Here is a 14,015-nt window from a genome sequence, read left to right as displayed (position 1 = left end):
TATCCGGCTAGGCCGCGCGACGCTCGCGTGAACCTGGCAGTGGGCTCGCTTCACCAGGCTTATTGCTCGTCTGGCACGGACTGGCTTTTCAGCATCTGCTGCATTATCTCCAGCATGTGCTGCATGTTCTCCTGCATGTCCTTCATGCACTGCTGCTGGCTGGCCTCATCCTTGGCCATGGGGCACTGGCTCTGCTGCAGGCGTTTTTGCATTATGCCCATCTGCGACTGCATGGCCTCGCGGTGTTCGTTACGAATCTTCTGACGTTCCTGCGGGGTCTTGGCGGCGTGCATCTGCTCCATCATTTCCTCCATGTCGGATATGCCCATGCCGCCCATCATGCCCATGCCTTGTCCCATGCCCATGCCCATGCCCATGCCTTGGTCCATGGGCATGCTTTGCTCAGTGTGTGCCAGCATCTCGGAGTGGTCTGCATCCTTGGCAAAGGCCGGGCTGGTCAGCAATGCGCTGGTCAGGGCGAGGGCGGTCAGGGTCTTGTAGCTACAAGTATTCATCGGGGTACTCCGGCTCGGTTTCAATAAGTCTCGCGGATGCTGCTCAAGGCGGCTCGGTTGAGCGGCATAGCGTCAGCGAACACCGCCAGCGAGCCGGCGTTCACGTCGATCGCTTGCACGTTGCGCAGCACCATTGCCTGCGGTCTTGCCCGGGTCCTCCAGTGCGATCAGCTGGCCGGACAGGCCGGCGGTGCCGACCTCGCATTCCCGGCTTCAACTGGAATGGCCGGCGAGGGTCAATCGGCTGGATTTTCACGCCCAGGCGAGTGAGTGCCTGGAACGTGCTGGTGCAGTCAGCGCCTGTTCGCGCTGCTGTTGTGATTAAAGCTCAGGGGGTGATCAGGTGCTATTGATCCAGGTCATGCGCGCGGGATGGCAAACCCTGGGGGCGCCGGGCACACAAGGGCGGTCGGGCGAACGGAGTACAGGCGAGGCGAGGTGCTGGCGCGGCTGCAACCAGTGGCCCGCGCGGCGCATCTTGCCGGTTTGCGGCTGCCGGGCTCGCTGCGCGACAGTCGGCGTACCTCAGCGCGCCACGCTGACCCCTTCGAGGTTGGCGAAGGAGGTGTCCTTGGCGGTGAGCAGGAAGTCGCGCATAAAGGGCGAATCGAGCATGTCGGTGCGGATGCCGGCATACAGGGTGGCGAACAGGCCTTTTTCGCCCAGGCGCTTGGCCGTGACGTAACCGCGCGAGCTGTATTCGTGCAGCGCCCAGTTGGGCAGGCCGCAGACGCCGCGGCCGCTGGCGACCAGTTGCATCATCATCACCGTCAGTTCCGAGGTGCGCACCTGGGCGGGTTCGACGTCGGCCGGTTCGAGGAAGCGGGTGAAGATGTCCAGGCGATCGCGCTCCACCGGGTAGGTAATCAGGGTCTCGGTGGCCAGGTCTTCGGGTTGGATACACGACTTGCCGGCCAGTGGATGCTGGTTGGCCACCGCGAGCATGGCCTCGTAGGTGAACAGCGGCACATAGGTGATCCCGGCCAGTTCCAGCGGGTCGCTGGTCACCACCAGGTCGAGGTCGCCACGGGCCAGGGCCGGCAGCGGGGCGAAGGAGAAGCCCGAGGCCAGGTCCAGCTCCACCTCCGGCCAGGCGTCGCGGAACTGGTCGATGGTCGGCATCAGCCACTGGAAGCAGCTGTGGCATTCGATGGCCATATGCAGCCGGCCCGCCGTGCCGCCGGCCAGGCGCGCCAGGTCGCGTTCGGCGCCGCGCAGCAGCGGCAACACCGCATCGGTCAATTGCAGCAGACGCAGGCCGGCGCTGGTGAAGCGCACCGGCTTGGTCTTGCGCACGAACAGCGGCATGCCCAGGCGCTCCTCCAGCTCCTTGAACTGGTGCGACAGCGCCGACTGGGTCAGGTGCAGGCGTTCGGCGGCGTCGACCAGGCTTTCGCTTTCGCGCAGGGCGTGCAGGGTTTTCAGGTGGCGCAATTCGAGCATGGCGGCCTCGCTGGGAGAGTCGGCTGGATGACGGCATCCTACATGAGTAAAACTACAGTTCAATACGAATATGTTGAGTTTGCCTCACGATGACGGGCTGCCGACAATACTCAGCATCATTTGTATGGAGAGTTTTGTCATGGCCCTGTCCCATTCCCTGGGTTTTCCGCGTATCGGCGGCGACCGTGAACTGAAAAAAGCCCTGGAGGCCCACTGGCAGGGCGCGCTGGACGAAGCCGGCCTGCGTGCGGTCGGTCGCCAGCTGCGCGCCGACCATTGGCAGCTACAGAAAGACGCCGGGATCGAGTTGCTGCCGGTCGGCGATTTTGCCTGGTACGACCAGGTATTGACCCACTCGCTGACCTTCGGCGTGGTCCCCGAGCGCTTTCGCCCGCACAGTGGTACGCCGAGTCTGGAAACCCTGTTCGCCATGGCGCGTGGGGCCGGCCAGGGTTGCTGCGGTGGCGGCGCCCATGCCCAGGAGCTTACCAAGTGGTTCGACACCAACTACCACTACCTGGTCCCCGAATTCAGTGCCGACCAGCAGTTCCAGCTGAGCTGGGAACAGCTGTTCGAGGAAGTCGACGAAGCCCACGCGCTGGGGCACAGCGTCAAGCCGGTGCTGATCGGCCCGCTGACCTACCTGTGGCTGGGCAAGGTCAAAGGCGCTGCTGCTGAGACCGATAGCTTCGATCGTCTGGACCTGCTCGAGCGTCTGCTGCCGGTCTACGGTGAAATCCTCCAGCGCCTGGCGGCCCAGGGCGTGGAGTGGGTGCAGATCGACGAACCGATCCTGGTGCTGGACCTGCCGCAAGACTGGAAGAACGCCTTCGAACGGGCCTATAACCTGCTGCAGCGCGAGCCGGGCAAGAAGCTGATCGCCACCTATTTTGCCGGCCTGGAAGACAACCTCGGCCTGGCCGCCAGCCTGCCGGTGGATGGCCTGCATATCGACCTGGTGCGCGCCCCCGAGCAGTTTCCGAGCATTCTCGATCGCCTGCCGGCCTACAAGGTGCTGTCGCTGGGCGTGGTCAACGGCCGCAACGTCTGGCGCAACGATCTGCAACAGACCCTGGCCATCCTCCAGCAGGCCCAGGAACGTCTGGGCGAGCGCCTGTGGGTGGCGCCAAGCTGCTCGCTGTTGCACAGTCCGATGAACCTGAACCGTGAGGACCAGCTGGACGACGAGCTGAAAAGCTGGCTGGCCTTTGCCGTGCAGAAGTGCGAGGAAGTCGCCCTGCTGACGACTGCCCTGAATGACCCGCACAACGCCCAGGTGCAGGCTGCGTTGGCGCAGAGCGAGGCGGTGCAGGCCAGCCGTGCGCAGTCGCCGCGTATCCACAAGCCGGCGGTGCAGGCGCGCCTGGCCGCCATCACGGCGGCCGACAGCCAGCGTGCTGCACCCTTCGCCGCGCGCATCGAGCAGCAGCGCGCACGCCTGCAGCTGCCGGCACTGCCGACCACCACCATCGGCTCCTTTCCGCAGACGCCGGCGATCCGTCTGGCGCGCCAGGCATTCAAGCAGGGCAAGCTGTCGGCGGCCGACTACACCGAGGCCATGCACAGCGAAATCCGCCATGCCGTCGACGTGCAGGAAAACCTCGGCCTGGACGTGCTGGTGCACGGCGAGGCCGAACGCAACGACATGGTCGAGTACTTCGCCGAGCAGCTCGACGGCTACGCCTTCAGCCGCTTCGGCTGGGTGCAGAGCTACGGCTCGCGTTGCGTCAAACCGGCGCTGATCTATGGCGACCTGAGTCGCCCGCAAGCGATGACGGTGGAGTGGATCCGCTACGCTCAGGGCCTCACCAGCAAGGTGATGAAGGGCATGCTCACCGGCCCGGTGACCATGCTGATGTGGTCGTTCCCGCGTGAGGATGTCAGCCGCAAGCAGCAGGCGCGGCAATTGGCGCTGGCGCTCCGCGACGAGGTGCAGGACCTGGAAGCCGCCGGGATCAAGATCATTCAGATCGACGAGGCGGCGTTCCGCGAGGGCCTGCCGCTACGCCGGGCGCAATGGCAGGACTACCTGGACTGGGCGACCGAGGCCTTCCGCCTGTGCGCCTCGGGGGTGCGCGACGCAACCCAGATCCACACCCACATGTGCTACAGCGAGTTCAACGACGTGATCGAGTCCATCGCGGCGATGGACGCCGATGTGATCACCATCGAAACCTCGCGCTCGGACATGCAGTTGCTGCAGGCTTTCGAGGCCTTCGATTACCCCAACGACATCGGCCCGGGGGTCTACGACATCCACTCGCCGCGGGTGCCGGACACCGGCGAGATGGTCAAGCTGCTGCGCAAGGCGGTGCAGCGCATCCCCGCCGAACGCCTGTGGGTCAACCCGGACTGCGGCCTGAAAACCCGTGGCTGGGCGGAAACCGAAGCGGCGCTGGTGAATATGGTCGCCGCGGCGCGCCAACTGCGTGGCGAGCTGGCCTGAGGCTGCCACTCTCCCCGCGCAGAAGGGGCGGGGAGAGCTGCTGAGCGTTTCCGCATCACTCGGCGCGGCACCGCCGGGCAGGATTCATCAAATTGTCATGCTTGTGTGGCAGCGCGCTCGCCTGAATGTCAGCAAACTCGCGTCTCAATGGGGTTCTGCGTTCTGGTGTTTGCATGCGTGTATTAATTGTTCTTGCCGTGCTGCTTTGCGGTTTGCCTGTGCTTGCCAGCGAGCGCTGCAATCTGCAGGTGCCGACCCTGAAGGTCGAGCTGGGCGAGGTGCGCCTGGCCTATCAAAGCATCGGCCGCGCCAGCGATCCGGCGTTACTGATGGTCATGGGCCTCGGTGGGCAGTTGATCCACTGGCCGGACGAGGTGGTCGCGCGCCTGTGCGAGCAAGGCTTCCGGGTGATCCGCTTCGATAACCGCGATGCCGGCCTGAGCACCTGGGTTCAGACGCCGCCGTCGGCCAATCTCGTCTACCAGGCGCTGCGCTACCGCGTCGGTCTGTCGGTGTCGGCGCCGTACCGGCTGCGCGACATGGCCGGCGATGCCCTCGGCCTGATGGATGCCCTCGGCGTGCGTCGCTTCCATGTGCTCGGCGCCAGCATGGGCGGAATGATCGCCCAGCACCTGGCCGACCTGGCACCCGCGCGGGTGCAGAGCCTGACCCTGATCATGACAAGCTCCGGTGCCCAGGGCCTGCCGGCACCCAGCCCGGCGCTGCTGGCCTTGCTCAGCAAGCGCGAGGCACCGAGCCGCGAAGTGGCGCTGGAACAGCAAGCCGACCTGCTCGCCGCCCTGGGCAGCCCATTGGTCAACGACGATCGCCGGGCGCTGCTGCAACAGGCCGAGATCGCCTACGAGCGCGCCTTCAATCCCGAGGGCGTCGAGCGCCAGTTGCTGGCGATCCTCGCCGAGCCGAGCCGCGTCGAGCTGCTCAACCGGCTGCGCGTGCCGACCCTGGTGGTGCATGGCACCGCCGACCCGCTGCTGCCGGCGATGCACGGCGTGCATGTGGCCGCACATATCCAGGGCAGCGAGCTGAAGCTGATTCCCGGCCTGGCCCATCGGTTCCAGGAGGCGTTCAAGGAGCCGCTGCTGGCAGCGGTGTTGCCGTATTTGCGCGCGCATCGCCAGGATGGGCATTGGGCACAGTTGTAGCGCGGGGCTGGGCGAGGGACGGTTGGGCCGGCCATCTGCTCCCTGGGGCAGAGGACAAGCGCAAAGCCTGCCTATCTCGGCAAAGACGGACTGTGCGCGGCGCAGTTGAGTGACCGGCGTCTCGGTCCGCCACTCATCAACCTCGAAAAAAGCCCCGCGTCTCGGGCGATCGGCGGGGCGAAGGGAAGTGCAATTCTGAGAAGTCCGGGAAATCAGCTGGCGTGGGCATCTTCCGGGCTGTGCGGCGCATGCACGCTCAGGTAGCGAGTCAAGCGCGCCTGCTGTGAAGGTGTCATGAACAAGCCCAGCTTGGTTCGTCGCCAGAGGATATCAGCCGGTTGCATGGCCCACTCGTACTGGCACAGGTAATCCACTTCGCGCGCATACAGGCCGCCCCCCAGGTGCTCGCCGAGGTCGCGCTGCTGGTGCACGCCGTCGAGCAACAGCCAGCTGCGGCTGCCATAACAACTGGCCCAGCGCCTGGCGAGGGTGGTCGGCAGCCAGCCATAGGCCGCGCACAGGGCTTCGACCATGGCGCTTTGGCTCTCCAGGTTTTCCGCGCCGGGGAGCAGGGCGGTGGCGGTCCAGCGCGGTTTCATCGCCGGGAAGTGCGGCGCCAGTTGCGCCAGGGCCGACTCCGCCAGTTTGCGGTAGGTGGTCAGCTTGCCGCCGAACACCGAGAGCAACGGCGCCTCGCCCGGTTGGCCGGACAGGGCCAGGGTGTAGTCGCGGGTGACCGCGGAAGGCTCATCGGACTCGTCGTCGCACAGTGGCCGCACCCCGGCGAAACTGTGCAGGATGTCGTCGCGGCTCAGTTGCCGTTTGAAGTGGGCGTTGACCACCTGCAGCAGATAAGCGGTTTCCTCATCGCTGATCGCCACCTTGGCCGGGTCGCCGGTGTATTCGCGGTCGGTGGTGCCGATCATGGTGAAGCGGTCGAGGTAGGGGATGGCGAAGACGATGCGGCGGTCTTCGTTTTGCAGGATGTAGGCCCGGTCGCCATCGAACAACTTGGGCACGATGATATGGCTGCCCTGAATCAGGCGAATGCCATAGGGCGACTCCTGCTTGAGATCCTCGCGGATAAAGCGTGCCACCCAGGGGCCGGCGGCGTTGACCAGGGCGCGGGCGCGAATCGAGAGCAGGCTGCCATCGGCGCGCTCTAGGTGGATATGCCACAGGCCCTTGCTGCGCCGTGCGCTCACGCAACGGGTGCGGGTGTGCACATGGGCGCCCTGTTCGCGAGCGGCCATGGCGTTGAGTACCACCAGACGGGCGTCGTCGACCCAGCAGTCGGAGTATTCGAACCCGCGGGTGATCTCGGCCTTCAGCGGGCTGCCCGCGCCGAAGCTCAGGCTGCGCGAGCCCGGCAGCTTTTCCCGCTTGCCCAGGTGGTCGTAGAGGAACAGGCCGGCGCGAATCATCCAGGCCGGGCGCAGGTGCGGACGGTGCGGCAGGATGAAACGCAGCGGCTTGACGATATGCGGTGCTTTGGCCAGCAGCACTTCGCGTTCGGCCAGGGCTTCACGCACCAGGCGGAACTCGTAATGTTCGAGGTAGCGCAGGCCGCCGTGGATCAGCTTGCTGCTGGCCGAGGAGGTGTGTTCGGCCAGGTCGTCCTTTTCGCAAAGGAACACCGACAGGCCGCGACCAGCCGCATCGGCGGCGATGCCGACACCATTGATGCCGCCGCCCACGACCACCAGATCATAGACTTCGGCGAGAGGGGCGGTGTGGTTGGAGAGCGTAGGCATGGCAGCACCGTAAAGTCGAAAGTGAACGTTTCGATGTTCAGTTTCGAAAATATGCTAGTCGAATATCCGCAGCCACGCCAGCCCCAAGCGCGCTTTCGTGCCGAGTGGTCATCAAGTATTTGCGGGATGGGTTGCCGTGCTCGGGGCTGTGAAGATGTCGAGCCGCAGTCGGCGAGCGTCTTCAGGGCTGCTCAGACCAGGTCCAGGTGCACCTTGTGCTCGGCCAGCAGGCGGCTGATCGCCGCAGAAGGTGCGGCGTCGGTGAATACCCGGTCGACCAGGGTGATCGAGCCCAGGCGGACCACGGCATTGCGCCCGAACTTGCTCGAGTCGGCGGCGAGAAAGACTTGCCGCGCGTTGTCGATGATGGCCTGGGAGACCCGCACTTCCTGGTAGTCGAAGTCGAGCAGGCTGCCGTCCTCATCGATGCCGCTGATACCGACCAGGGCGAAGTCGACCTTGAACTGCTGGATGAAATCCACCGTCGACTGGCCGACCACGCCGCCGTCGCTGCGCACCGTGCCGCCTGCCAGCAGAACCTCGAAGTCCGCCCGGCTACTGAGCTGGGCGGCGACGTGCAGATTATTGGTGATGATCTTCAAGCCCTTGCGTTTGAGCAGCTCGCGGGCAATCGCCTCGGTGGTGGTGCCGATGTTGATGAACACCGAGGCATGGTCGGGGATATGCGCGGCGATGGCCTCGGCAATGCGCTGCTTTTCCTCGCGCATCTGCCCGGCGCGCATGGCGTACGCGGTGTTCTGGGTGCTCGAGGCTTCGCTGGCGGCGCCGCCATGGGTGCGTCGCAGCAGGCCCTGTTCGGCCAGTTGATTGATGTCGCGACGGATGGTCTGCGGGGTGACGGCAAACGCCTGGGCCAGTTCGTCGATACTGACGTAGCCGCGTTCGCGGGCGAGGTTGAGAATGTCGTGTTGGCGCGGTGCCAGGGTCATGGGAGCGATCCTTGTTGTGCACGGCATTATAGGCTGTCGTTCGACAAATTTTCGGCTAAGGTACGCAGACTTCATCAGATTGTTTTCACATTCGAACATGACTCCTGCCATCGACCTGCTGAAAAAAGCCCAGGCTGCGCACCGGGTGCACAGTTACAGCCATGATCCCAAGGCCGCGTCCTATGGCCTGGAGGCGGTGGAAAAACTCGATCTCGAGCCGGCCCGGGTGTTCAAGACCCTGCTCGCGGCCACTGAAAAAGGCGAGTTGCTGGTGGCAGTGGTACCGGTGGCCGGCAGCCTCGACCTGAAAGCCCTGGCCCAGGCCGCCGCGGTGAAGAAGGCCGACATGGCCGACCCCGCGGCGGCGCAACGCGCCACCGGCTATCTGCTCGGCGGGATCAGCCCGCTGGGGCAGAAGAAGCGTCTGCGCACCTTTATCGACGCCTCGGCGCAGCAGTATCCGAGCATCTTCGTCAGTGCCGGGCGGCGCGGGCTGGAGGTGGAGTTGGCGGCCGAGGTGCTGGCGCAACTGACCCAGGCGCAATTCGCGGCCATCGGCCGGCAGTGAGTCGCGTGCCCCGGCCCACTATGCCGTTGCTTGATCCATCCGCATAACAACAAGGAAATCCGCATGTCCGATTACCTGCTCGCCATCGACCAAGGCACCACCAGCAGCCGCGCCATCGTGTTCAATGCCCAGGGCCTGCCGGTGGCGCGGGCGCAGCAGGAGTTCAAGCAGTACTTCCCGCAGGACGGCTGGGTCGAGCACGACGGCGAGGAGCTCTGGCAGAGCACCCTGCAGGTATGCCGTGCGGCACTCGAGCAGGGCGGCTTCCAGGCCAGCCAGATTGCCGCCATCGGCATCACCAATCAGCGTGAGACCACCCTGGTGTGGGACGCCACAACCGGCATCCCTATCTATCCGGCCATCGTCTGGCAGGACCGGCGCACCGCCGATTATTGCGCCGAACTCAAGGCGGCCGGCCATGAGGCGACGGTGGCGGCCAATACCGGCCTGCTGATCGACCCCTATTTTTCCGGCACCAAGCTGCGCTGGATCCTCAATAATGTGGCCGGCGCGCGTGAGCGGGCCGAGCGCGGCGAACTGCGCTTCGGCACGGTGGACAGCTTCCTGTTGTGGCGCCTGACCGGCGGCAAGTCGCACAAGACCGACGCCACCAATGCCTCGCGCACCCTGCTGTTCAACATCCACACCCAGCAGTGGGATGCACAGATGCTGGCGTTGCTGGAGATTCCGCCCAGCCTGCTGCCCGAGGTGCTGGACTGCGCCGCCGACTTCGGCACCCTCGAGGCCGACTTGCTCGGCGCGCCGATTCCGGTGCTGGGCATGGCCGGCGACCAGCAGGCCGCGCTGATCGGTCAGGCCTGTTTCCAGCCGGGGATGGTCAAGAGCACCTACGGCACTGGCTGTTTCATGATCCAGAACACCGGCGAGACCCCGGTTACCTCGAAAAACCGCTTGCTCACCACTGTCGGCTACCGCCTGGATGGCAAGGTCACCTACGCGGTGGAGGGCAGCATCTTCGTCGCCGGTGCGGCGGTGCAGTGGCTGCGCGACGGCATCAAGCTGATCAGCCATGCGCGTGACAGCGAGGCCCTGGCCGAACAGACCGGCGATGCCTGCGGGGTCTACCTGGTGCCGGCGTTTACCGGCCTGGGCGCGCCTTACTGGGACCCCAAGGCGCGCGGCGCGATCTTCGGCCTGACCCGCGATACCGGGATCAAGGAGATCGTCACCGCCGGCCTGCAATCGGTCTGCTACCAGACCCGCGACCTGCTCGAGGCCATGCGCCAGGACGGCGCCGCCGAGCCCAGCGCGCTACGGGTCGATGGCGGCATGGTGGAAAACAACTGGGTCATGCAGTTTCTCGCCGACATTCTCGGGGTACCGGTCGAACGCCCCGAGGTCACCGAAACCACCGCGCTTGGGGTGGCCTATCTGGCCGGGCTCAAGGCCGGCGTCTACCGCGACCTCGATGAGATCGCCGGGCATTGGCAGCGCCAGCAGCGCTTCGAACCAAGGATGGACCCCGAGCACCGCAGCAAGCTGTATCACGGCTGGCTGGATGCCGTGCAGCGGGTACGCAGCGAGGGCTGAGCGGTAGGAGCGGGGCTGGCGACGGCTGCCATGCCTGCGCAAACCGCGGTCTGATGCATCGCGGGCATGGCCCGCGCCTCCGTTTCCCCGGGTGCCTTTGGCCCGTTCAGGAGCCCGCCAGCATTACCCCTTCATACTGGCTGGTCAGCTCATTCATCTGCCACAGCAGGGTTTCGCTGGTGGTGGCGATTACCGTCGGTACGAAGCGCGAGTCGGCGGACAGATTGAAACCGGCGCGGGTGAAGCGCCACTGGGCTTCGGCCCGCTGCAGGCCCTTGGCGATGGCCGGGGTGTTCTGCCGGGCCTGTTGCAGTTCCTGCAGGGCCTGGTCGAATTCCTCCACCGCCTGATTGAACGACTGTTCCAGGCCGGCGACCGGCAGGCGCCAGCTCATGGCCAGGTAGAGTTTGGCGATGCGCTGGCTGAGCATGCGCTGGCGGCCGCTGCGGTTGACCAGGCGGGCGCTTTGCCCGCCGCTGTGGCGCTCGAGCAGTTGCACCAGCTGCTCGCTCTGCGCCAGCAGCTGGTCGCTGAGTTCCAGGATGACCAGCGCCTGCTGTTTGTCCGGGTGTGACAGGGCCAGTTCGCGGTAGCGCTGCCAGGTGTTGCCGGCGTCTTCCAGGGCGCTGCGAATCTGCGCGGTGGGGGCGTATTCGCCGAGGGCCAGGTAGTTGCTTTCGAACTTGGCGATGCTCTGGTCGAGTTGCTGTTCGGCCAGGTCCGGGCGCACCTCGGCGCCGATCATCAGGTAAGTCTTGGCGATACGCTGGCTGAGCATGCGCTGCATGCCGGACAGATTCATCGCTTCGGCGGCGTTGATGGCCGCCCAGCTCGGCGGGCTGAGCAGGGCGAGACCGAACAGCAGGCCGGCGATAGTGGGTTTGAGCATGGGTAAGTCTCCTTGAGGCTGGCGCCGACTGGCGCCGCGGGCGCAAGCGAAAGGCCGTGGCCTGCAGCGTCGTGGTGCACGCCTATCTTTGTTCGCCAAGTTCGCGGCTCAAGCCGCTCCTGCAGGACGCTAGGGTCATCCAGGCAACGCATTGCTGCAGCAGATCCACGGGAAAGGCCCCGCACAGCGGGGCCTGGCCGTCAGTAGCTGTATTGCAGTTGCGCCCAGAACTTGTCGGTATCCACGGAGAACTCGTCGGCATCGTAGCTGGCGTATTTGACCAGGCCGACCAGCCCCTTCACGCCGGGAATCGGGTGGGCGTAGGAAACATCAATTTCATTGCCGTACTGGCTGCTACCCTGTTCGGCGCTGAAGTCGTGGTACCAGGCCGCCAGGTTGCCACCGAGCAGGGGGGTAGCAAAGCCGATGTAAGCGTCTTCGAGGCCATCGGCCGGGGTCAGCAGGAAGATGTCGGCCCAGCCCTGGAAGGCGTGCTTGGTCGCGAGCGGGGTCTGGAAGGCGCGGTTGCCCGGCCCTGCGTCGCCACCGAGCACTTCATAACCGGCCTTCAGCGCCACACCCTTGAACGTGTAGCCCAGTTCGCCCAGGTAGTAGTCACTGTCCAGGTCCCGCGGGTTGTCGGCGTAATCCTGCTGCTGGGCGTATTCCAGGGCATAGCTGACCCCCGAGAGGGCGCCATTGAGGCGTACCCCGCTGGTCTGGCTCGATTGATTGCCCAGCGCCAGGTTATCCAGGCCTAGGCGGTACTGGTAGGCGGTGACGGTCAGCTCGGGCATGGCCACATACTGGGCATTGAGCAGGTGGCTGTGGCCTTCGATATTGGCCGGGTTGCCCGCCGTGTCGAAGCGGCCGTTGCCAGGGCCGAAGATGCTGTTGATGTTGTCGATGTAGGCGTAGGTCAGGGTCAGGCCGTCCAGCGGCTTGAGCTGGCCGAGCGCGCCGTCATAGGTCTGCTCGTTCTGCCGCCAGCCGACGCCGCCGACGAAGCGCTGGTTGTCCAGGTTGATGCGCTGACGGCCGACGACCGCGCTGCCCAGGGCATGGTCATAGCGCAGCAGGGCCTGGTTGACCTCGCTGCCGTCCGGATCGGCGACCACCGAGTAGTCGCCCTGGCCGTTGCGCGTGCTGTTGTAGCTGGCATCGCCGATGCGGCTGACGTTGTCGGCCTCGATCAGGGCGGAGAGGCCGTACCACTTGCCGCTCTGGAAGCCTACGCGGGTGCGCAGGGTCTGGGCGTTGGCGTTGTTCAGCGCGTTGTCCTGGTCGACGTGCTCGTAACGGTAGCGCAGGTCGAGGATCGGCTTGCCTTCGGTGATCAGCGTGCTCAACGGTTGGCTAGCAAAAGCGGCGTGGCTGAAGGTGCTGCTGGCGATGGCCAGGGACAAGAGGGAGAGGGTTATCGGGCGCATGGCATGCTTCCTATATGGGCCAAAATCGCAAAAAAAAAACGCCACAGTGCCCGCGGCTCAAAGATGAGCGGGGCGCCGTGACGTCGTTGTCGGATGTGTGGCAGACACGCCGTTGTGCTGACCGAGGCTGGTCTTAGCAGGTGGCGTGCCATAATTTACAAGTGATTGATTTCTATTGGTTTAGTTATTCTTTTATGGCGTTTGACGATCAACTCACGCACCGTCCGCGTTCGTTGCGCATTGATACAGTGCAGCTGTAATGGCGTTATCCGGGGCGACTGTAGCGGGCGCCATGCCGGCGCTCACGGCATGCTAGGCCTTACACATGCCAGGAGTTTCACCCATGCAACTCGAATTCCATCAGGTCGACGCCTTCACCAATCGCCCTTTCGCCGGTAACCCGGCCATGGTCTATCGCCTGGACAGCTGGCTCAGCGACACGCTGATGCAGCAGATCGCCGCGGAGCACAACCTGGCGGAAACCGCGTTTCTGGTGAAGGAGGGCGCCGTCTGGCATATCCGCTGGTTTACCCCGCTCGCCGAGGTGCCCTTGTGCGGGCACGCCACCCTGGCGAGTGCCCAGGTGCTGTTCGAATGCTATGCCGAGCCGGGTGAGTACATCGACTTTACGTGTCTGTCCGGCGCCCTGCGGGTGAGTCGCGAGGCGGGCCGGCTGGTGCTGGATTTCCCGCTGCGCAGGGCCGAGCCCTGTGAGTTGACCGCGCAGGTCGAGCAGGCCATGGGCATGCCGGTGCACGGATTATTGGCACTGCAAGGCCAGCAGGGCATCCAGGAACTGCTGGTGATCCTGGCGTCGGAAGCCGAGGTGCGTGCGTTCAGGCCGAACTTGCCAGCCCTGGCCGAGTTGCCGGGCTTGGGTGTGCTGATCTCGGCGCCAGGCGAACGGCATGATTTCGTCTCGCGCTACTTTGCCCCGGCAATCGGCATCAATGAAGACCCGGTCACCGGCTCGACCCATTGCATGCTCACGCCCTATTGGGCCGAGCGCTTGGGCAAGATCGAGCTGAGTGCCTACCAGTGTTCGGCCCGGGGCGGCGAGTTGCACTGCCGGCTGGAAGGCGAGCGCGTCAAGATCGCCGGTCAGGCGCTGTTGGTGGCCAGCGGCCGCTTGTACTTGAGCGAGGATTAGCGGCCCGAACCCGCCGCAGGTGTCATTCGCCGCAGGCAGCGCGCCAGGGTTGATAGGCGCGGGGCAAAGCTGGCGGGTTGTCGCTGCGCGCTTATTGGAACGCCGCCCGGACCGCCCTACCCGCAGGCCGTGCCGCGTTGAGCGCCGGCACTCATC

General features: G+C 65.2%; 11 protein-coding genes. 5 read left to right on the top strand and 6 right to left on the bottom strand.

Going from position 1 to position 14,015, the window contains the following annotated elements:
• Positions 1-59: 59 nt before the first annotated feature.
• Both PH586_RS20175 and metR read right to left on the bottom strand, forming a co-directional pair.
• Entirely contained in the window at positions 60-515 is a 456-nt protein-coding gene (locus tag PH586_RS20175) for a hypothetical protein (RefSeq protein WP_271349593.1), read from the bottom strand.
• 525 nt (positions 516-1,040) lie between these two features.
• Positions 1,041-1,958, bottom strand: coding sequence for a transcriptional regulator MetR (metR, locus tag PH586_RS20170; RefSeq protein WP_271349592.1), 918 nt, complete (start codon positions 1,956-1,958; stop codon positions 1,041-1,043).
• A 139-nt stretch (positions 1,959-2,097) separates the two neighbouring features.
• Here metR and metE point away from each other — a divergent pair, with 139 nt between their 5' ends.
• Complete coding sequence (gene metE, locus PH586_RS20165; protein WP_271349591.1) at positions 2,098-4,404, top strand: 5-methyltetrahydropteroyltriglutamate--homocysteine S-methyltransferase; 2,307 nt, start codon at positions 2,098-2,100, stop codon at positions 4,402-4,404.
• Positions 4,405-4,577: 173 nt separating this feature from the next.
• Positions 4,578-5,567 carry an alpha/beta fold hydrolase gene (locus PH586_RS20160; protein ID WP_271349590.1) on the top strand — a complete coding sequence of 330 codons (990 nt, stop codon included), beginning with the start codon at positions 4,578-4,580 and terminating at the stop codon, positions 5,565-5,567.
• 212 nt (positions 5,568-5,779) lie between these two features.
• On the opposite strand, the gene glpD is transcribed toward PH586_RS20160, so the two are convergent.
• Both glpD and PH586_RS20150 read right to left on the bottom strand, forming a co-directional pair.
• Complete coding sequence (gene glpD, locus PH586_RS20155; protein ID WP_271349589.1) at positions 5,780-7,321, bottom strand: glycerol-3-phosphate dehydrogenase; 1,542 nt, start codon at positions 7,319-7,321, stop codon at positions 5,780-5,782.
• Positions 7,322-7,512: 191 nt separating this feature from the next.
• Positions 7,513-8,271 (bottom strand): DeoR/GlpR family DNA-binding transcription regulator, encoded by a 759-nt coding sequence (locus tag PH586_RS20150; protein WP_271349588.1) that lies wholly within the window; start codon positions 8,269-8,271, stop codon positions 7,513-7,515.
• A gap of 97 nt (positions 8,272-8,368) precedes the next feature.
• On the opposite strand from PH586_RS20150, the gene ybaK reads away from it, so the two are divergent.
• A complete protein-coding gene (gene ybaK / locus PH586_RS20145; RefSeq protein WP_271349587.1) occupies positions 8,369-8,839 on the top strand; it encodes a Cys-tRNA(Pro) deacylase in 471 nt (156 codons plus the stop codon).
• A 63-nt stretch (positions 8,840-8,902) separates the two neighbouring features.
• A complete protein-coding gene (gene glpK / locus PH586_RS20140; RefSeq protein ID WP_271349586.1) occupies positions 8,903-10,390 on the top strand; it encodes a glycerol kinase GlpK in 1,488 nt (495 codons plus the stop codon).
• Between the two features lie 106 nt (positions 10,391-10,496).
• Here the strand turns inward: glpK and PH586_RS20135 are convergent, their stop codons facing one another.
• Together PH586_RS20135 and PH586_RS20130 are read right to left on the bottom strand one after the other, a co-directional pair.
• Complete coding sequence (locus PH586_RS20135) at positions 10,497-11,279, bottom strand: type IV pili methyl-accepting chemotaxis transducer N-terminal domain-containing protein (protein WP_271349584.1); 783 nt, start codon at positions 11,277-11,279, stop codon at positions 10,497-10,499.
• A 200-nt stretch (positions 11,280-11,479) separates the two neighbouring features.
• Positions 11,480-12,709: an alginate export family protein gene (locus tag PH586_RS20130; RefSeq protein WP_271349583.1), complete on the bottom strand. Its 1,230-nt coding sequence runs from the start codon at positions 12,707-12,709 to the stop codon at positions 11,480-11,482.
• Positions 12,710-13,052: 343 nt separating this feature from the next.
• Here PH586_RS20130 and PH586_RS20125 point away from each other — a divergent pair, with 343 nt between their 5' ends.
• Positions 13,053-13,859, top strand: coding sequence for a PhzF family phenazine biosynthesis protein (locus tag PH586_RS20125; protein WP_271349582.1), 807 nt, complete (start codon positions 13,053-13,055; stop codon positions 13,857-13,859).
• The last annotated feature ends 156 nt before the right edge of the window (positions 13,860-14,015 follow it).

Origin of the sequence: Pseudomonas aestuarii, assembly GCF_027988105.1 — a bacterium.
GTDB lineage: Bacteria > Pseudomonadota > Gammaproteobacteria > Pseudomonadales > Pseudomonadaceae > Aquipseudomonas > Aquipseudomonas aestuarii.
This window is presented reverse-complemented; position numbering and strand designations above follow the sequence as displayed.

Bases quoted from the DNA above. Each gene is read 5' to 3' on its own strand.
- PH586_RS20175 (WP_271349593.1), bottom strand. From the start codon at position 515: ATGAATACTTGTAGCTACAAGACCCTGACCGCCCTCGCCCTGACCAGC.
- metR (WP_271349592.1), bottom strand. From the start codon at position 1,958: ATGCTCGAATTGCGCCACCTGAAAACCCTGCACGCCCTGCGCGAAAGC.
- metE (WP_271349591.1), top strand. From the start codon at position 2,098: ATGGCCCTGTCCCATTCCCTGGGTTTTCCGCGTATCGGCGGCGACCGT.
- PH586_RS20160 (WP_271349590.1), top strand. From the start codon at position 4,578: ATGCGTGTATTAATTGTTCTTGCCGTGCTGCTTTGCGGTTTGCCTGTG.
- glpD (WP_271349589.1), bottom strand. From the start codon at position 7,321: ATGCCTACGCTCTCCAACCACACCGCCCCTCTCGCCGAAGTCTATGAT.
- PH586_RS20150 (WP_271349588.1), bottom strand. From the start codon at position 8,271: ATGACCCTGGCACCGCGCCAACACGACATTCTCAACCTCGCCCGCGAA.
- ybaK (WP_271349587.1), top strand. From the start codon at position 8,369: ATGACTCCTGCCATCGACCTGCTGAAAAAAGCCCAGGCTGCGCACCGG.
- glpK (WP_271349586.1), top strand. From the start codon at position 8,903: ATGTCCGATTACCTGCTCGCCATCGACCAAGGCACCACCAGCAGCCGC.
- PH586_RS20135 (WP_271349584.1), bottom strand. From the start codon at position 11,279: ATGCTCAAACCCACTATCGCCGGCCTGCTGTTCGGTCTCGCCCTGCTC.
- PH586_RS20130 (WP_271349583.1), bottom strand. From the start codon at position 12,709: ATGCGCCCGATAACCCTCTCCCTCTTGTCCCTGGCCATCGCCAGCAGC.
- PH586_RS20125 (WP_271349582.1), top strand. From the start codon at position 13,053: ATGCAACTCGAATTCCATCAGGTCGACGCCTTCACCAATCGCCCTTTC.